The sequence below is a fragment of the Rhizobium lentis genome (assembly GCF_014200175.1).
GTDB lineage: Bacteria > Pseudomonadota > Alphaproteobacteria > Rhizobiales > Rhizobiaceae > Rhizobium > Rhizobium mulingense.
In genome coordinates this window covers 390,318-409,205 of sequence record NZ_JACHBD010000006.1, presented here as the reverse complement: position 1 = coordinate 409,205, position 18,888 = coordinate 390,318, and the positions used below count along the sequence as shown (strand labels likewise).

Genomic DNA, 18,888 nt, shown 5'->3' with positions numbered 1-18,888 from the left:
GGTATTCTCAAGCCCGCAGCGCCCGGCGGACATCCGGGTCATCGAGCGTCTCGTCCAGCGTCATGCGCGTGCGCTCGACGATCGCATCGATTTCCGTTTCGGTGCAGCATAGCGGCGGCGCATAACCGAGGACGCCGTTGGCGAAGGCGCGGATGACGAGGCCGTTCTCCCAGGCGCGATCGAAGATCCGGCGGGCGGGTTCAGCGGATGCCGGCAGCGGCGTCTTGTCGATTTTGTCGACGACGAGCTCGACGGCGGCGAGCATGCCGCGGCCGCGAACATTGCCCACGAGCGGGTGATCTCTCAGCGACTGGAGGCCCCGCATCAGCCGCGCCCCGGCCCTGACGCCATTGTCGAGCAGGCCGTTTTCGTAAAGCTTCAACACTTCGAGGCCGACGGCGGCACTGACGGGATGGGCCGAATAGGTGTAGCCGTGACCGATAGCGGTGGCGCCCGCCCCCTCGGCAATCGTTTCATAGACGTGGTCGGCCATGAAGACGGCGCCCATCGGGACGTAGCCGGAGGTTAGGCCCTTGGCGGTGGTCATAAAATCCGGCACGACCCCTTCATCGCTGCAGGCAAAAAGCGGCCCGGTGCGGCCAAAGCCGGTGATTACCTCATCGGCCACGAAAAGGATGTCGTGCGCGCGGCAGAATTCGCGCATCGCCTTCAGCCAGCCTTTCGGCGGCACAAGGACGCCGCCCGAACCCTGGATCGGTTCCGCATAGAAGGCGGCGACGCGCTCCGGCCCGATCGCCTCGACCTTGCTTTTCAGCGCCGCGAGCGAGGCTTCGATGATCGCCTGCGGATCATCACCGACAGGGTTGCGGTAGGCGTAATGAGACGGAATCTTATGCTGCCAGTCGAAGGGGATGCCAAAACCGGCATGGAAGGCAGGCAAGGCGGTCAAGCCCGCGCCGACTGTCGAGGAGCCGTGATAACCCTGTTCGACTGAGATGAACTGATCGCGCCGAGGCTGCCCTTTGGCGTTCCAGTAGTAACGGATGAACCGGATCGTGCTGTCCACTGCGTCGGAGCCGCCGAGCGTGAAGTACACATGGTTGAGATCGCCCGGCGCCCGGTCGGCGAGTTCTGAGGCAAGCCGGATCGCCGGCTCGGAGCCGAGGCCGAAATAGGCGGTTGCATAGGGAAGCTCCCGCATCTGCCGGGCCGCCGCTTCGACGATGCTTTCGTGACCGTAACCGGCATTGACGCACCAGAGGCCGGCAAAGCCGTCGATCAGCTGTTTGCCGGAGGCATCGGTGACTGTTGCGCCCTTGGCTGACGCAAGCACGCGCACGCCATGCTTTTCATGACTGCGGTAGGAGGCCACGGGATGAATGAGATGGGCGCGATCGAGTTCGATGAGTGAATTGCTGTACATTGGATCTCCGATCAGCCAAATGCCTGGCTGGCAAGGGCAAATGTGGTGGCGGCCCGGGCGGCGGCGTGATGGGCAGACGGTTTTATCATCGCGATAGCACCGCCGACATGGACGAAACCATGGTCCGCGAGCCACGGAGAGAGTCCGGTCTTCGCCGTGGTATCCACCCTCAGGAAGTGTCCTGGCCGCCTGGCGATGTGATGTTCGATGAGCTTCATGGCATCCTCGATATCCGCGGCAACCACAGGTCCGATCACCTCGCCGCGCCCGAAGGCACGCAGGCAGGCAAAGCCTGAAACGCCGCCGTCGCGGCGAATGACGGCAAATTCGCCGACTTTGGCGAGATAGGAGAGCAGGTCTTCACGGTCGGCGCCGAAGGCAAGATGATCGAGCGCCATGATGGCACGGAGATCGTCGGCAGTGGCGACGTCCGTGCCGGCCGGCGCAGGAATGTCTCCGGCAAGGCCCTGGTGCTGCAGCACGGTTCCGGTTTCGTGAAAACCAAGCTTTTGATAGAGCGGCAGGCCGGCCGTCGTCGCGACTAGCCTCAGCGACCGATCGCCTGCGATCTGCAGCGCGGCGTCCATCAGGCTGCGGCCGAGGCCGCGGCCGCGCATCGTTTCGTCGACGATGACCATGTTGATCGTCGCGCAATCTTGCTTGTATGGCGTGACGAGAACGGTGCCGACGACCCTATTGTCTTCGATTGCGACCATCCCCTCGCTCAAGGAGAGGGCCATCTGCCATTCTTCCACCCGATGCGGCCAGCCTGCCTGTCGGGAGAGCGCGAGGGCGGCGTCGAGATGGTCGGGCCTGAACGCGGCGATTTCGATTTGACGTGTTTGCATGGGCCGTCCTTGATGTTCTGCCCGCCAGTCTGCCGGAGCGCCGGCGGGCAGATCGTCTGAAGGCCGTGGTTGAGGCAGTATCTTATGGCTTTGCGATCACGGGTCGCCGCATCTTATGCTGGAGGACCGAGCCCTTCGCAAACCTTGTCACCGCATCATCGCCAGCGCAGCGGCGAAGAAATCCTCGCCGCCGAAATTTCCTGATTTCAACGCCAGCAGCATGTCGCCCTGCGTATTGCCGACCGTACGCAGCACCGGCACCCCGGGAGCAATTTCGGGGCCGATCAGAAAGGCTGGAATGGCGAGCCTGTCGACTGCGGCTCCCGAGGTTTCGCCGCCTGCGACCACGAGGCGCCGCACGCCTCTCTCCACCAGTTCGGCGGCGATGATCGATGTGGCGGTCTCGATCGCGTGGCCGGAGGCCTCCCGCCCATATTGCGATTGCAGCCGGGATACGGTTTCGGGTGCCGCGCTCGCGGCGACCACGACCGGGCCAGCAGAAATGCGGTCACCGGCCCAGGAAATCGCCGCGGCGATCTGATCCGGACCGGCGGCCAGCAGCCGCTCCGGATCAAGCCGCAGCACGGGCATGACTCGTTCAGCGACGTCGATCTGGCGCAGCGTCGCCTTCGAACAGCTGCCGGCAATGATCGCTGAAAGCCCGCCCACAGGGCGAATGACGTCTTCACCTGTCGCGCTGCCGGAGATCCGGCCGGAACGGACAAGCGCGCGGGCAAGGCCGAGGCCGAGGCCGGACGCCCCGGTGGATACCGGCGTTTCCAGCGCGATTTCGCCCAGCGTTTCCAGATCCCGTTCGAAAATCGCGTCGGCGATAGCCATGGTCGCGCCCGTCCTGGCAAGGGCATCGAGCTTCGCCTTGGCGGCGGCCGCTCCGGCGGCGATGGCCGCCAGATCGATCAATCCGACGGCACCGCGCGATTGCCGGGCAAGAACGCGCACGAGATTGGCGTCGTGCATCGGGTTCAGCGGATGGTCCTTGAGCGGGCTTTCGTTCAATGGCTGGCCGCCGACGAAGAGGTGGCCGAGATAGACGGTGCGCCCTGTTTCCGGGAAGGCCGGTGTAACCAGCACGCCGCCGCCGCCCGCCGCCTCGCTCAAAGCCTCGGTGACGGGGCCGATATTGCCGGCATCGGTGGAATCGAAGGTCGAGCAGATCTTGTAAAGCACATGGCCTGCGCCCTGCTGGCGCAGCCAGCGCTCAGCTTCGGTTGCAGCGTTCACGGCCTCCGAAGCCGGAACGGAGCGGATTTTCAGCGAAACGACCACAGCATCGATATCCGGCAGTGCGAGCGACGGATCGGGAATGCCGACCGTCTGCACCGTGCGCAGTCCGTTCTTCGTCAGCGTGTTGGCGAGATCCGACGCGCCCGTATAGTCGTCTGCGATCGATCCAAGCGATATAGCCATCGTCTAGTTCCTTGCAAAAGGTTTGAACCACCCAAGGCCGTCCAGGGTCTGGCCGCGCGGGATATATTCGCAGCCGATGAAGCCGTCATAACCCAGCCGGTCGATTTCGCCGAACAGGTAGGGATAGTTCAGCTCCTCCCCGTCCGGCTCGTTGCGTGACGGCACGCTGGCGATCTGGATGTGGCCGGTGATCGGCAGCAGCCGCCGCAATGCCATCGTGACGTCGCCATGGAGGATCTGACGGTGATAGATGTCGAACTGCAGCTTCAGATTCGGCAGGCCGCATTCGGCGATCAGCCGCTCGGCGATCGCGAAGTCGTTGAGGAAATATCCCGGCATGTTGCGCCCATTGATCGGCTCCAGCAGGAGATCGATGCCTTTTTCCGCAAGCCGGCCGGCAGTGTAGGCGACGGAGCGCCGGTAGGAAGAGGCGGCCTCCTGATCGTGTGGATCGGCGATACCCGCCATCAGGTGCAATCGCCTGACGCGCGTCGCCGCCGCATAGTCCAATGCCCGCTCGACATCCGCTTTGAGGTCGTCGAACCGTCCGGGAAAGGCCGCGATGCCGCGCTCGCCCGCACTCCAGTCGCCCGGCGGCAGATTGAACAAAGCCTGCCGCAGATTGTTGCGGGCAAGCCGTTCGGCAATGGCCTCCGGTGCAGCCTCGTAGGGAAAGAGGTACTCGACGGCGGAAAAACCCGCGTCGGCTGCGGCGTCGAAGCGGTCGAGGAAGTCCCATTCGTTGAACATCATTGTCAGGTTGGCGGCGAAAGCGGGCATATCGATATTCCTTATCGGCTCTGCGGTTCTTTGGCCGGGGCGGGCAATTGCGCGCCGGAAAGCTGGGCATAGAGCCGGGCGAGCGAGGAATCGTCGTCACGGCCCATGCCGGCGCCTGCCGCCGCCAGGTACATTTGCAGGGCCGCTGCCGCGAGCGGTGCCGGATAACGTTGCGAACGGGCCATATCCTGGACGATGCCGAGATCCTTGACGAAAATCTCGATGCTGCTGAGCGGCGTATAGTCCCCGGCCAGCACATGCGGGACGCGATTTTCGAACATCCAGGAATTGCCGGCCGAGGCGGTGATGACCTCATAAACCATGTCGAGGTCGAGGCCCTGCTTGGCGGCAAAGCTTATCGCCTCGCATGCGGCTGCGATGTGCACGCCGGCGAGAAGCTGGTTGATCATCTTGAACGCAGCGCCTGTTCCGGCGGCGTCGCCGAGCTCGTAGACCTTGCCGGCCATGGCATCGAGGGCGGGGCGGGCCCTATCGAACGCCTGCCTGGAGCCGGAAGCCATGATCGTCAGCTCGCCAAGCGCGGCCTTGGCCGCGCCACCTGAAATCGGCGCGTCGAGATAGTGCAGGCCGAGGGCCTCCGTCCGCCCCGCCAGATCGCGCGCGATAGCTGGATCCATGGTTGCCGACGAGATGAAGACGGCGCCAGGCTTCATCGTATCCGCAGCGCCCTGCGGTCCGAACAGAACGGTCTCGGTCTGCGCGCCGTTGACCACCACGGAGACGACGATATCGGCGTCCTTGGCGGCGTCGGCTGGGGTCGCCGCGCCGCGCCCGCCTTCGGTGGCGAAGCGGTCCACCGCTGCCGGGGTTATGTCATATCCAATGACGTCGAGGCCTGCGCGCTTCATCGATCGGGCCATTCCCAGCCCCATGGAACCAAGACCGATAACGGCCACGACGACGGCAAGGCCCGGGTTTTCAGCAAGCGGTGTCATGAGGAGGTTCTCCAGTCTCGTGAGGAAAGATCCCTGCCCCTCCGGAAGCCGTCCCGGAGGGGCTGTAATTTAGCGATTGACGGTTTTCGCCGGGACCGTCAACACGGCCAGCGAACCGATGACCAGTGCGGCCGCCAGCAGATACATGCCGGCGCTGTTGGTGCCGGTGAAGTCCTTCAGATAGCCGACTAGAAACGGTCCGAGGAACCCGGCGAGATTGCCGACCGAATTGATCCAGGCGATGCCGGCCGCAGCGCCCGTGCCGGCGAGGAAAGCGGTCGGAAGCGACCAGAAAAGCGGTGCGCAGCTGATGGCGCCCGCAGCGGCCAGCGAGAGGCAGATGATCGACACCGTTGTGCTCGTCGCGATCGTTGCGGCAATGAAGCCGCCGGCGGCGATGAGAGCCGGAACGACGAGATGCCACCGGCGTTCGCGCAACCTGTCTGCAGAACGCCCGAGCGCCAGCATGGCGACGAATGTGCAGATATAGGGAATGGCGGAGATGAGGCCGATATTGAGATTTCCGCTGACGCCCGAGGCCTTCACGATGGTCGGCATCCAGAAATTCAGGCCATATTGCCCGAGCACGAAGCAGAAATAAATTAGGCACATCAGCCAGACGTGACGGTCGGTCAGCGTGCCCGAGATGCTGTGCGGGCTTGCCGTCTTGGCCTGATTTTCCGCCTCGATATTGGCCGTCAGCACCCGCTTTTCCTCATCATCCAGCCACGTCGCGTCAGCGATCCTATCATCAAGATAAAAGAACGTCGCGACGCCGAAAAGAATGGCCGGAACGGCTTCGATCAGGAACATCCACTGCCAGCCGGAAAGCCCGTGCGTTCCGTGAAAGCTGTCCATCAGAAGGCCCGAAAGCGGATTGCCGAAAATGGCGGATACTGGGATGGCGGACATGAAGGTTGTGATGATCTTGGCGCGGCGGTGCGCCGGATACCAGGATGTCAGATATAAAATGATGCCGGGGAAAAATCCTGCCTCGGCCACGCCCAGCAGGAAGCGCAGGACATAGAAGACGGTTTCCGACGAGGTGAACATGAAGGCGGCGGAAATGACGCCCCAGGTGATCATGATGCGGGCGATCCAGACCCGCGCGCCGACCTTGTTCATGATGATATTGCTCGGCACTTCAAACAGGAAATAGCCGATGAAGAAAATGCCGGCGCCGATTCCATAGGCTGCTTCCGAGAGGCCGAGCTCGCTCGACATCTGCAGCTTGGCGAAGCCGACATTGACGCGGTCGAGATAAGCGACGACGTAACACAACATCAAAAACGGCACGATGCGCCAGAATACCTTGCCATAGGCCCAGTCTTCCGTCGCCTCTGCGGGATACGCGCCAGCGATTGGCGCCTCTGTATGCAGCGTCATGATTCTCTCCTCCGATCGTTGCCGCGGTTTCCGACAGGTCCTCCCGCAGCACGCTCAGCCTTTTGGCAGCGCTGCCATTCTTGTTAGTTCATTTTGGCAGCGCTGCCAACTACAAATTGGCAGCGCTGCCAAAAAAATCTTGCTTATTGCCTGAAGTAGTGAAAAATGAAGCCGGCCTAGAGACGGTGTTGTCAGACCGCTTCGCGCCGGAAGCTGCCTCATGTCGGGTTCAAAATTGACTATGGAATTCAAACACCAGGCGACGGTGACCCTTGCAGAGGTCGCGGAAGCGGCCGGCGTCGGCGAGAGCACGGTCTCGCGCGTGCTGCGCAATCATGGCTCGTTTTCAGGCAAGACCCGGGAGCGGGTGATGGCCGCCGTCGAACGGTTGGGCTATGTGCCGAACCGAATCGCCGGAACGCTGGCCTCCACCGGTTCGCGCCTCGTTGCTTTCGTCATTCCTTCGCTGTCCAACATCGTCTTTCCAGATGTGCTGCGCGGCGCCAGCGCCGTTCTGGAGGAAAACCGATATCAGGCGGTTTTTTCGGTCACCGACTATGATCCGGGCAAGGAGGAAGCGCTCGCCGCTGCGATGCTCGCCTGGCGGCCGGCGGCGGTGATGTTGGCAGGATTCGAACACACCGAAGGCACGGCGAAGATGCTGCGCGCCAGCGGCTGCCGGGTCGTGGAACTGCTCGATCTGGATGGGGATGCGCTCGACATCGCGGTCGGCTTCTCGAACCGCGCGGCCGGGCGGGAGAGCGCCGCCTTTCTGCTTAGGCGCGGCTACCGGCGGATCGGCTATGTCGGTCACGACCTGAACCGTGATACCCGCGCCGGGAAACGCTTTTCCAGCTTTTGTGAAACGCTCGATGCCGCCGGCACCCCAGTCGTCGCCCACGAAATTCTTGCCGGTCCTTCCTCGGTGGACAACGGCAGGTTGGGGCTGGAGCGACTGCTTGCACGGGCGACCTTGGATGCCGTCTATTTTTCCAATGATGACATGGCGTTGGGCGGTTATTTTCATTGTCTCGCCCAAGGGATTTCGATCCCGTCGCAGCTCGCCATTTTCGGCTATAACGGCCTCGATATCGGCCGGGCGATACCGCAACCCTTGTCGACCATCCGAACGCCGCGCGTGGCAACGGGTGAGATAGCCGCGCAGCTGATCGTCGCCAACGCGCCGCCCCAGGCCGTCGATCTCGGCTTTGAACTGATCGAGGGGGCAACTGCCTGATATTGGAGGAAGTGTCATGTCCGACGCGCGCCAGCGTGAAGAAATTTGCCGATACGGCCGCTCGCTGTTCGAGCGCGGGCTGACGCCCGGCTCGTCGGGCAATATATCGTTGCGGCTGGAGGACGGCGGCTGGCTGGTCACGCCGACCAACGCCTCGCTCGGTTTTCTCGATCCGGCGCGTATTTCAAGGCTCGATGATGAAGGCCGGCTCCTGTCTGGCGACAAACCGACCAAGGAAATCCCGCTGCACACGGCCCTCTACGATACGCGCGGCAGCGCTCGCGCCATCGTCCATCTTCATTCCACCCATGCGGTGGCGCTGACCATGCTGCCGGAGATCGATCCGCGCGCCGCCTTGCCGCCGATGACGCCATATTATCTCATGCGCGCCGGCGAAACGGCGCTGGTGCCCTATTATCGCCCCGGCGATCCGGCGGTGGCCGATGCGATCCGCGGGCTGGCGGGCAAATATTCGTCGGTGCTTCTGGCCAATCATGGACCCGTCGTCGCCGGTGATAGCCTGGAGGCGGCGGTCTTCGCAACCGAGGAACTGGAGGAAACCGCGAAGCTCTATCTGCTGCTGCGCAACCTCAATCCCCGCTTCCTCAGCCCGGAGCAGGTGGCCGATCTCGTCAAGACCTTCGGTCTCGATCTTCCCTCGCATCACGATCACGATCACGATTGAACCCGTTGTCGCTTCGAGGATCACGGAGCTCGACGGCATGATCCGTCTGCGGGAGCGCGCAACCTTCTGCCAAACGCCGGTTTCGATACGATAGATTCTGCTTTCTAAGCCGCGGATTCAGGCAAGCCATGGGCAAAGCGGTGCCTATGATTGTGAACAGGTTTCCCCTGGTTCCGATCGCTCGAGGATATGCAGATGACCACGTTCCGTCCGAAATACATCACCTTCGATTGCTACGGCACGCTGACCAACTTCCAGATGGCGGAAGCAGCGCGCGACCTTTACGGCGACCAGCTCGACGAGCCGCGCATGGCGGAGTTCGTCAAGAATTTTGCCGCCTATCGCCTTGACGAGATCATGGGCGCCTGGAAGCCCTATGCCGAGGTGGTGCACAATTCGCTCGAGCGGACATGCAGGCGCAACGGCGTGACGTTTCGCGACGAAGCAGCGCAAATGGTTTATGAGCGTGTTCCTACCTGGGGACCGCATCGCGACGTACCAGAGGGCCTTGCCAGGGTTGCAAAGGAAATTCCTTTGGTCATTTTGTCCAACGCCATGAACGCCCAGATCATGTCGAATGTCGAAAAGCTCGGTGCACCTTTCCACGCGGTCTATACCGCTGAGCAGGCCAATGCTTACAAGCCGCGCTTCCAGGCTTTCGAATATATGTTCGACATGCTGGGCTGCGGACCGCAGGACGTGCTGCACTGCTCGTCCTCCTTCCGCTACGATCTGATGTCGGCGCATGATCTCGGCATCAAGAACAAGGTCTGGGTCAATCGCGGTCACGAGCCGGCCAACCCCTATTACGGCTATGTCGAAATCCCGCATATTTCGGGCCTGCCGGGCGTCGTCGGGCTCTGACGGAGACAAGCCGATGCAGTTCCAATCCTACTGGCACGACACGGCCCCTCCTTTTGCGGAGGCGGCCAAAGGTCCTGTCGAAGGACATTATGACGTGGCCGTCATCGGCGCCGGTTTCACCGGGCTTGCAGCCGCGCGCCAGCTCGCAAAGGCCGGCGTCAAGGTCGTCGTGCTGGAAGCCGAACGCGTCGGCTGGGGAGCATCGGGACGTAATGGCGGCCATCTAAACAACGGACTTGCGCATAGCTTCCTGGCCGCCAAAAGCGCACTGGGCACGGAGCGCGCCGTTGCCCTCTATCGGGCGTTCGACGATTCCATCGATACGATCGAAGCAATTATCGCCGAGGAGGGCATCGACTGCAGTTTCCGTCGCGCCGGAAAGCTGAAGCTTGCCTCCAAGCCGCAGCACTTCGAAGCCATTGCGCGCAATTTCGAGGCCGTGCACAGGGAAGTCGATCCGGACACGGCGCTTCTGACGGCAAATGAGCTGAAGAGCGAGGTCGGATCGCCCTTTCACGGCGCCATGCTCTCGAAGAAGAGCGCGATGATGCATATGGGCCGTTATGTCGTCGGACTTGCCGCCGCGGCCGTCCGCCACGGCGCGACGATCTTCGAACAAGCGGCGGTGGCCGCTCACAGGCAGGGTAACGGTCGCCACAGCCTTGAGACCGCGCGCGGCACCGTCACCGCCGACCACGTGCTGGTTGCGACCGGCGCCTACACGCCGTCGCTCTTCGGTTATTTCCGTCGCCGGATCATTTCCGTTGGCAGTTTCCTGATTGCCACCCGTCCGCTCAGCGATGCGGAGATCGCAGTGACGATGCCGGGAAATCGAACCTGTGTCACCTCGATGAACATCGGCAACTATTTCCGGCTGTCGCCGGACAAGCGGCTGATCTTCGGCGGTCGCGCCCGCTTTTCCGCAACGTCGGATCAGCGATCGGATGCAAAAAGCGGCGATATTCTGCGCGCCAGTCTCGCCGAGATCTTCCCGCAGCTTGCCGGCGTCGAAATCGACTATTGCTGGGGCGGGCTCGTTGATATGACCACGGACCGCTATCCGCGCGCCGGCTATGTCGATGGCGTGTGGTACGCCATGGGCTATTCCGGCCACGGCGCACAACTCTCCACCCATCTCGGGATGATCATGGCTGACGCGATCATGGGCAAGCCGGACCGCAATCCGGTAAAAGGGATCGAATGGCCCGCCGTTCCTGGTCATTTCGGCAAGCCGTGGTTCCTGCCGATGGTCGGACTTTATTACAAGACGCTTGATCTCTTCAAGTAAGCGGCGCGCACGCGAGCGCGGTTCGATCTTTCCAGAACATAGATGCAGCAGGGGCGCCGGGATAAATTTCCGGCGCCCTTTGTTTTTGACGGGTCAGGAAAGCCCGCCGATGTGGAAACTCTTCATTTCCAGATATTCCTCGATGCCGCACTGCGCGCCCTCGCGGCCAAGGCCGGATTGCTTGACGCCGCCGAACGGGGCGACCTCGGTGGAAATAGCGCCGGTGTTGAGGCCGATCATACCGAATTCGAGCGCTTCGCCGACACGCCAGGAGCGTTTCAGGCTCTCGGTGTAGAAGTATGCAGCAAGGCCGAAGGGGGTTGCATTGGCGATGCGGATCGCCTCTTCCTCTGTGTCGAAGCGGAAGAGCGGGGCAACCGGTCCGAATGTCTCTTCACTGGCAAGCTGCATTTCGGTCGTCGCGCCGCCAAGCACCATCGGCGCCGCATATTGATCGCCGGCCGGCATCGACCCCGCCGTGGCGAGGATCCTGGCGCCCTTTTCGACCGCATCGTCCACATGACGCTTGATCTTTTCGATCGCCGCCTTGTTGATCATCGGACCGATATCCGTGCCGGCATCCGTCCCGGCCCCGACCTTCATGGCCGCGACCCGCGCGCCAAGTTTGGCGGCGAAGGCCTCGTAGACGCCGGACTGGACGAGAAGGCGGTTGGCGCAGACGCAGGTCTGGCCGCCATTGCGGAATTTCGAGGCAATCGCACCTTCCACGGCAAGATCGAGATCGGCATCGTCGAAAACGATGAAGGGTGCATTGCCGCCGAGTTCGAGGCTGAGCCGCTTGACGCTGTCGGCCGCGCCGCGCATCAGCAGCGAACCGACGCGGGTCGAGCCGGTGAACGAGATTTTGCGCACGGTCTGGTTAGCCATCAGTTCGTCGCCGATGCCGGCCGGCATGCCGGTGACGATATTGATCACGCCCTTCGGGATGCCGGCGCGCTCCGCCAGGACGCCGAGCGCCAACGCCGAAAACGGGGTCAAATCCGAGGGCTTGATGACAACAGTGCAGCCTGCCGCGAGTGCCGGTCCGACCTTGCGGGTGATCATCGCATTGGGAAAATTCCACGGCGTGATGATCGCCGATACCCCGACGGGTTCCTTCAGAACGACGATGCGCCGATCTGCTGTCGGTGAGGGAATGGTCGTGCCGCCAATGCGGCGTGCTTCCTCCGAAAACCATTTGACGAACGAGGCGCCGTAGCGGATTTCGCCGCGCGCTTCCGCAAGCGGCTTGCCCTGTTCCCTGGTAAGGATCAGCGCCAGGTCCTCGATATTGTCGAGCATCAGATCATGCCAGGCTTCCAACAAGGCGGCGCGCTCGGCATGGGTCCTTTTCCGCCATGGACCGAAGGCTTTCTCCGCCGCCGCGATTGCGGCCCGCGTATCGGCTCCGTCCATATCGGGCACTGTGCCCAGCACCTGTTGCGTCGCCGGATCGGTCACCTCGATCGTGCGGCCGGCCGCAGCCCCGCACCATTCGCCGTCGATGAGCCCTTGCTGGCGAAGCAGGTTGCTATCTCTCAATCCGTACATTTTCTCCCCTTTCGTCAAAGCTTTTCTAAATTACTGCCCAGTTTGCGCGACGCGCTAACCGAGTGCGGAAAGCACCGATGCCGTGATCGCGTCGGTTTTGTCCTTGCCGGGAATTGCGCCGATGCCGCGCGCCGTCGTTGCTTCGATTGCGGCCATCACCTTTTCGGCGGCGGCCGTCTCTCCGAGATGTTCCAGCATCATCGCGCCCGACCATACGGCGGCGATTGGATTTGCGATCCCGAGATGGGCGATGTCTGGCGCCGAACCGTGGACGGGTTCGAACATGGAGGGCGCCGACCGATCGGGATTGATGTTGGCGGATGCCGCAAAGCCGAGCCCGCCCTGGATCGCGGCGCCAAGGTCGGTCAGGATATCGCCGAACAGGTTGGAGGCGACCACGACATCAAGGCTTTCGGGCGCCATGACCATGCGGGCGGCCATGGCGTCGATATGGTAGCTGGTCACCTCGACATCGGGATAATCCGCAGCGAGGCCGTGGGTGATCTCGTCCCAGAAGACCATCGAATATTTCTGCGCGTTGGACTTTGTCACCGAGGCAAGCTTGCCGCGCCGCCGACGCGCCTGCTCAAAGGCGAAACGCAGGATGCGCTCGACCCCTGTGCGGGTGAAGATCGCGGTTTCGATCGCCACTTCGTTGTCCGTGCCCTGATGGACGCGGCCGCCGGCGCCGGAATATTCGCCCTCGGTGTTTTCGCGGATGCAGAGAATGTCGAAGCCGTCGGACCGCAACGGCCCCTGTACGCCGGGCAACAGTCGGTGCGGGCGGATATTGGCATATTGCACGAAGGCCTTGCGGATGGGCAGCAGCAGCCCATGCAGCGATACGGAATCCGGCACTTTTTGCGGCCACCCGACGGCGCCGAGCAGGATGGCATCGAAAGACCGCAGCGTCTCGATGCCGTCGGCCGGCATCATACTGCCGTTTTCGAGATAGTAGTCGCAGGACCAGGGGAGGCGGGTTGCCTCGAGAGAAAATCCGCTCGATCCGGCCGTCTTTTCGAGCACGGTCCAGGCTGCTTCCGTCACTTCGCGGCCGATGCCGTCTCCAGGCAGAAGGGCGATATTGTAGGTCTTCATCGCAGCTCCTTAAAGGCTGATGAGCACGCTCTTGCTCTTGCGGTTGGCGTGATAGGCTTCGCGGCCAAGATCCTTGCCGATGCCCGACTGCTTGTAACCGCCGGTCGGCAGGATATGGTCGCGCGAGCGGCCATAGCGGTTGATCCAGATGGTGCCGGCCTGCAGGCGGCGGGTGAGGCGGATGGCGCGTGAGAGATCGCGGGTGAAGAGGCCGGCGGCGAGCCCATAGGCGGGATGATCGGCCAGCTGCAGTGCCTCCTCCTCATCGTCGAAGGTCTGGATCGTCAGCACCGGTCCGAAGATTTCCTCGAGAACCGCCGGTGATGTTGCCGTCACGCCGGAAATCAGCGTCGGTGCGTAGAAATAGCCGTCGCGGTCAAGGCGATGGCCACCTGTGAGGCACTCGGCCCCGCCGTCGATCGCGGCGCGGATGATGCCATCCATACGGGCAATCTGACGTTCGGAGATGACGGGCGAATAGTCGGTCGTTTCCTCCCAGGTGGGACCGGGGCGGATTGCCGCCAGCCGGGCAAGCAGTGCCGTCACAAGCGCATCCGCCACCTTCGCCTCGACGATGAGGCGGGATCCGCAAACGCAGGCCTGACCGGCATTGGACAAGATGCTGCCGGCGATGGCGCCTGCCGCGAGATTGAGATCGGCATCCGCGAAGACCAGCTGCGGGCTCTTGCCGCCGAGTTCCAGCGTCATCGGCTTCACACCCGTGCGGGCGATATTGGCCATGATCGCCGAGCCGGCCGCGGTCGAGCCGGTGAAACTGATCTTGGAAATTCCCGGATGGCCGGTGATGGCGGTTCCGGTGGTCGGACCGTCGCCGAGGACGACGTTGACGAGGCCGGCGGGCAGGCCGGCCCGCACCGAAAGTTCAGCAAGATAGAGTGTCGAAAACGGCGTCATCTCCGATGGCTTCAACACCACCGCATTGCCCGCCGCCAGCGCCGGAGCAAGCTTCCACCCCGCCATCGACAAAGGAAAGTTCCATGGAGTGATGGCGCCGACGACGCCATAGGGTTCCGTCACGATCATGCCGAAATTCGCATTGTCGGTCGGGACGAGGTCGCCGCCTTCCTTGTCGGCGAATTCGGCGAAGAAGCGGATCTGCTCGGCGGTGACGGCGATATCGCCGGCGACGAGCTGGCCGACGGGGCGGGTCGAGGAGAGCGCTTCGAGCCTGGCGAGGGTTTCCGCCTCGGCTTCGATCAGGTCTGCCCAGCGCTGCAGTGCGCTAGTGCGCTCCCGCGGCCGTACGCCACCCCAATTACTGGTCTTCAACGCCGCTCCGGCCGTCTCGACGGCGTGGTCGACAAGGGCCTCGTCGGCAAGCGGGCAGCCCGCATAGGCCCTGCCGTCGGACGGCCTATGCATGTCGATAACGGCTTTGGCCGGAACCAGTCGGCCGCCGATAAAATGTCCGACGGGCAGGGAGATCGTGTTCGGATCGAAGCTGAGTGTCATTGCGCGTCCTCGGAATGAACCGAGGACAAACCTAGCCGGGGAAGGCGAGCAGCATGCATCGACCGATCGCGCTGCGGCGGCCGAAAATTGCGTTTTGCCCGCCGCGGCCAGTCAAATCTACGGCGGGTGGCCGGCGCCCTTGCCGCGCTGTCTGCGGTCGGGAAACGCCTGCGCCGCAGGCGAGCATGGCGCGCGGCATCGGCGTCACGATACGGTCACGTAGATCTTGCGCACCGTCTCGATCGTCTTCCAGACGCCGACGAAACCCGGCTTCATGACAAAACTGTCGCCGGCCTTGTAGATCACCGGCTCGCCGTCGTCCGGCGTGAGCTCGACCAGGCCGGAAAGGATGTGGCAGAACTCGAACGTCTCGCCCTTGATCGAACGCGTCTCGCCGGGCGTTGCCTCCCATACGCCGGTATGAACCGTCTCTGCACGGGCAACATCCTGCGCCCAGGTCTTGAAGGTGGGACTGCCCGAGATCAGGCGCTCGGGAAGGGGGGCGGACTCGCGCGGCGCCTCGGATGGGTTGGTGTCGATCGTCTTGAGCAGGGACATGGCTTTCCTTTCGGGGTTTAAGTTTGGCGTGGATGATTCAGTAGCCGCGGCTGCGGTCGATCAGCCCGATCGGGTCAAGCCCCGCGCGATGCCGTTTGATATTGTCGATCACCGCCGCCGCGGCGGTTTCAGGCTGCGTGACGCTGGCAATATGCGGCGTCAGCAGGATTTGCGGATGGCGCCAGAAGGCGTGACCCGCAGGCAGCGGCTCCGGATCGGTGACGTCGACGACGGCGCCGGAGAGATGCCCGGCATCGAGCGTGTCGACGAGCGCCTGATGATCGAGTTGCGCGCCGCGGCCGACATGCACGAGCCCGGCGCCGGCCGGCAGCCTTGCGAAGAGTTCGGCATTCAGGAAGCCGCGGGTCTCCTCCGTCAGCGGCAGCAGGCAGACGAGAATGTCGGTGGTTGCAAGCAGGGTGTCGAGACCTTCGCCGCCGCTCAGGCACCGGACACCGCCGATCGTGCGCGGACTGCGGCTCCAGCCGGAAAGCGGGAAGCCGAAGGGTTGCAAACGTTCCAGCACCGTGCTTCCAAGCATGCCGAGACCGAGGACGCCGATGCGGCGTTCTGCGGCCTGTACCGGTGGGATCGGCTGCCAGATCCCGCGTCGCTGCTGCTCGAGATAGGCCGGCAGGTCGCGATGGAGCGCAAGGACGGCGAGCGTCGCATATTCCTGCATCATCCTGACGATCCCGCCCTCGACCATGCGCACCACCTTGACCCGCGCAGGCACGGCATCGATGTGGAACTGGTCGATGCCGGCGCCGATCGAGAACAGGATTTCGAGGTTGCGGTAGCGCGCGAGATCGTCGGGCACGCTCCAGGTGATCAGGTAGCGCACAGCCTCTGGTTCGACCGATGCCGGGTTCATGGAAAAGGCGATGTCGGGCAGTTCGCGCGCGAAGGCTTCGGCGAATATGGCGCCGCGCTTTGCGTCGGAATTGAAGAGAAAGGTCATTGCATCGGCTCCGTGATCTCAAGTCAGGCGGCGCAGCGGCCGGCGAGGGTTTCGACCATTGCCTGGCAAGCCAGGAGTTCTTCAACGAGAATGAATTCATCCGGCTTGTGGGCCCGACCGATATCGCCCGGCCCGCAGATGATCGCATCGATGCCGGCGCGCTGGAAAAGGCCGGCCTCGGTGCCGTAGCTGACGGCGGCAAGCGGTTCGATGCCGGTCAGTTCGCCAAGCAGGCGCGCAAGCGCCGCATCGGCGGCAAGCGACAGTGCCGGATAGGCGCTGAGTTCGCGCCATTCCACCTCGAAGCCCAGTTGCGGCAGCGCCTCGGCCGCGGTCCGCAGCGGCGCCAGCAGTATGGCCGGATCGACGCCGGCAATGGCTCTCGCCTCGAACTCGGCCTCGCAGGTGTCGGGAATGATGTTGACCGCCTGGCCGCCTTTCAGCGTGCCGACCTGAAGAGACGAATAGGGCGGCTCGAACACATCTTCGAACGGGCCGTGCGCGAGCCGGGCGGCTTCGGCATTGGCGCAAGCCAGGACGCTGCTCATGGCATGGATCGCGTTCAGCCCCTGGTCCGGGCGGGAGGAATGGCCGGACCGGCCCCTGACGGTCAGCCGGGCGGCGGCCTTGCCCTTGTGGGCGCGGATTGCCCGCATGTTGCTCGGCTCGCCGATAATCGCGCCGAGCGGGGGCGCACAGAGGTTCGGCAGCCGTGCGATCATGTGCGGGACGCCGCGGCAGCCGGCCTCCTCATCGTAGGACAAGGCAATATGAATGGGCCGGCGGAGCCGCGTCGCCGCGAGCATCGGGACGGCGGCGAGAACGGCGGCCAGGAAACCCTTCATGTCGGTGGTGCCGCGGCCGTAGTAGCGGTCCGCGTCGGCGCGCAGGCGGAACGGGTCGCTGCTCCAGCCGGTCTCGGCGGCGGGAACCACGTCCATATGGCCGGAGAGGATATAACCCGGCACCTCGACCGGCCCGATCGTCGCGAAGAGGTTCGAGCGGTCACCCTCGGGGCCGGGAAGCTCGGTGGCGGCGATGCCGTGACGTTGCAGATAGTGCCGGATCCAAGCGACGATTTCGCCATTCGGCGTACCAACAACGGAGGGAAAGCCGACCAGCGTTTCGAGAATTTCAATTGACTGCATGGGCGTCCTCACGGCACGGGATGTCGGGGTACAACCGGGCTCTTGCGGTCAACGGCGCCGTCGGCCCGTTGGGGTCTGGCCAATGACTGTAGAGACCGGCCCAGGCTTTATTTGCTGAAAGCGCATCGGATTTGGTCGATTGTTGTGTTTGCGCGGGCGTCGCCAGTGAATTGTATCGCGCGATCTGTCCTAATCTCGATAAAGCAGTTTTCTGTGGGACAGCTTTCCCTGGGGGACTTTGCCAGAAAACGCGGCAGGAGGGCGGGAGTGAGCGCACTGACATCCGAATCCAGGTTTGTCGACAGTTTCGAGACGCGCATCGCCGACATCGACAGCGTCGATATCGATAAGCTGCATGCGCTCTCAATGTCGGTCGCCTGGCCGCATCGCCGCGAAGACTGGCAGTTCTTGCGCGACTTCGGCCAGGGCATTGCGGCGATCGATGAAATCGGCCGTATCTTGGGCTCTGCGATGTGGTTTCCCTATGGCGGCCGATTCGCGACGATCGGCATGGTCATCACCTCGCCGCGCCTGCAGGCCAACGGCGCCGGGCAGTGGCTGATGGGCCACGCGCTCGATCAGGTTGCCGGACGCAATCTCGGGCTGAACGCGACGCGGGCGGCGCGGCGCCTTTATCTGTCCTTGAATTTTGTTCGCGAGGCGTCTGTGTTTCAATGCCACGGCGAAGCGATCTTGCCGCCGGATGTGGAACTGCCGCCAGGTGCCGCGATACGGGCAGTGGAAGCCGATGACCTGGAGGCGATCGCGGCATTGGATTCTTTGGCCTTCGGCACCGATCGCACGCTGCTCCTGGCTCGGCTCCTTGCAAATTCCAAGGGAGTCGTCCTGATCCGCGCCGGCCGGATCGAGGCCTTCTCGCTTTGCCGAAGGTTCGGGCGCGGCCATGTCATCGGTCCGGTCGTGGCAAGCAATGACGCCGATGCGATCGCCGTCGTCCATCCGCATGCGGTCGAGCATGCTGGAGCATTCTTGCGCGTCGACACACGCGAAAAAGGCGGGACATTTGCCGATTTCCTCTCCCGCTGCGGTCTTCCCATTTATGATATTGTGACGAGCATGTCGCTGGGCGACCCTTGGCTCCCCGTTCCGGGACGTCGAGGGATGCACGAGCCGAAGACCTATGCGCTCGTCAGTCACACGCTCGGGTGAATTAAGCGCCGGGACAGAGGGCAGCGATGCCAGAGCCTGAGCCCGCTCGCATTCGGGCCGAAACGAGCGATAT

At 63.3% G+C, this 18,888-nt stretch carries 17 protein-coding genes; 5 read left to right on the top strand and 12 right to left on the bottom strand.

The annotated features are described in order from the left end of the window. Window positions 1–7: 7 nt before the first annotated feature. From GGI60_RS17045 to GGI60_RS17020, 6 genes are all read right to left on the bottom strand, one after another. A complete protein-coding gene (locus GGI60_RS17045; protein ID WP_183934789.1) occupies window positions 8–1,384 on the bottom strand; it encodes an aspartate aminotransferase family protein in 1,377 nt (458 codons plus the stop codon). 11 nt (window positions 1,385–1,395) lie between these two features. Then, entirely contained in the window at window positions 1,396–2,232 is an 837-nt protein-coding gene (locus tag GGI60_RS17040) for a GNAT family N-acetyltransferase (protein ID WP_183934788.1), read from the bottom strand. 147 nt (window positions 2,233–2,379) lie between these two features. Then, entirely contained in the window at window positions 2,380–3,660 is a 1,281-nt protein-coding gene (gene otnK / locus GGI60_RS17035) for a 3-oxo-tetronate kinase (RefSeq protein ID WP_183934787.1), read from the bottom strand. Window positions 3,661–3,663: 3 nt separating this feature from the next. Next, the gene (gene otnI / locus GGI60_RS17030) at window positions 3,664–4,440 is read right to left on the bottom strand and encodes a 2-oxo-tetronate isomerase (protein WP_183934786.1); all 777 of its coding nucleotides are present in this window, start codon (window positions 4,438–4,440) and stop codon (window positions 3,664–3,666) included. Between the two features lie 11 nt (window positions 4,441–4,451). Further along, window positions 4,452–5,396 carry an L-threonate dehydrogenase gene (gene ltnD / locus GGI60_RS17025; RefSeq protein ID WP_183934785.1) on the bottom strand — a complete coding sequence of 315 codons (945 nt, stop codon included), beginning with the start codon at window positions 5,394–5,396 and terminating at the stop codon, window positions 4,452–4,454. Between the two features lie 69 nt (window positions 5,397–5,465). Further along, window positions 5,466–6,782: an MFS transporter gene (locus tag GGI60_RS17020; protein ID WP_183934784.1), complete on the bottom strand. Its 1,317-nt coding sequence runs from the start codon at window positions 6,780–6,782 to the stop codon at window positions 5,466–5,468. Window positions 6,783–7,023: 241 nt separating this feature from the next. Between GGI60_RS17020 and GGI60_RS17015 the strand changes: the two genes are divergently transcribed. From GGI60_RS17015 to GGI60_RS17000, 4 genes are all read left to right on the top strand, one after another. Next, entirely contained in the window at window positions 7,024–8,019 is a 996-nt protein-coding gene (locus tag GGI60_RS17015) for a LacI family DNA-binding transcriptional regulator (protein WP_183934839.1), read from the top strand. A 16-nt stretch (window positions 8,020–8,035) separates the two neighbouring features. Next, window positions 8,036–8,704, top strand: coding sequence for an aldolase (locus GGI60_RS17010; RefSeq protein ID WP_183934783.1), 669 nt, complete (start codon window positions 8,036–8,038; stop codon window positions 8,702–8,704). 195 nt (window positions 8,705–8,899) lie between these two features. Then, a complete protein-coding gene (locus tag GGI60_RS17005) occupies window positions 8,900–9,568 on the top strand; it encodes a haloacid dehalogenase type II (protein WP_183934782.1) in 669 nt (222 codons plus the stop codon). Between the two features lie 13 nt (window positions 9,569–9,581). Beyond that, a complete protein-coding gene (locus GGI60_RS17000) occupies window positions 9,582–10,856 on the top strand; it encodes an FAD-binding oxidoreductase (protein WP_183934781.1) in 1,275 nt (424 codons plus the stop codon). Between the two features lie 93 nt (window positions 10,857–10,949). Here GGI60_RS17000 and GGI60_RS16995 read toward each other — a convergent pair whose 3' ends face one another. The 6 genes from GGI60_RS16995 to argE all read right to left on the bottom strand — a co-directional run bounded on the left by GGI60_RS16995 (window position 10,950) and on the right by argE (window position 17,645). Further along, window positions 10,950–12,407 carry an NAD-dependent succinate-semialdehyde dehydrogenase gene (locus tag GGI60_RS16995; RefSeq protein ID WP_183934780.1) on the bottom strand — a complete coding sequence of 486 codons (1,458 nt, stop codon included), beginning with the start codon at window positions 12,405–12,407 and terminating at the stop codon, window positions 10,950–10,952. Window positions 12,408–12,461: 54 nt separating this feature from the next. Continuing rightward, window positions 12,462–13,505, bottom strand: a complete 1,044-nt coding sequence (locus tag GGI60_RS16990; protein ID WP_183934779.1) for a tartrate dehydrogenase — start codon at window positions 13,503–13,505, stop codon at window positions 12,462–12,464. Between the two features lie 9 nt (window positions 13,506–13,514). Then, window positions 13,515–14,978 (bottom strand): aldehyde dehydrogenase, encoded by a 1,464-nt coding sequence (locus tag GGI60_RS16985; protein WP_183934778.1) that lies wholly within the window; start codon window positions 14,976–14,978, stop codon window positions 13,515–13,517. Between the two features lie 204 nt (window positions 14,979–15,182). Then, window positions 15,183–15,536 carry a cupin domain-containing protein gene (locus GGI60_RS16980; RefSeq protein ID WP_183934777.1) on the bottom strand — a complete coding sequence of 118 codons (354 nt, stop codon included), beginning with the start codon at window positions 15,534–15,536 and terminating at the stop codon, window positions 15,183–15,185. A gap of 37 nt (window positions 15,537–15,573) precedes the next feature. Next, complete coding sequence (locus tag GGI60_RS16975) at window positions 15,574–16,497, bottom strand: 2-hydroxyacid dehydrogenase (protein ID WP_183934776.1); 924 nt, start codon at window positions 16,495–16,497, stop codon at window positions 15,574–15,576. Between the two features lie 23 nt (window positions 16,498–16,520). Beyond that, entirely contained in the window at window positions 16,521–17,645 is a 1,125-nt protein-coding gene (gene argE / locus GGI60_RS16970; protein WP_183934775.1) for an acetylornithine deacetylase, read from the bottom strand. Window positions 17,646–17,912: 267 nt separating this feature from the next. Here argE and GGI60_RS16965 point away from each other — a divergent pair, with 267 nt between their 5' ends. Beyond that, window positions 17,913–18,815, top strand: a complete 903-nt coding sequence (locus GGI60_RS16965) for a GNAT family N-acetyltransferase (RefSeq protein WP_183934774.1) — start codon at window positions 17,913–17,915, stop codon at window positions 18,813–18,815. Window positions 18,816–18,888 lie beyond the last annotated feature (73 nt).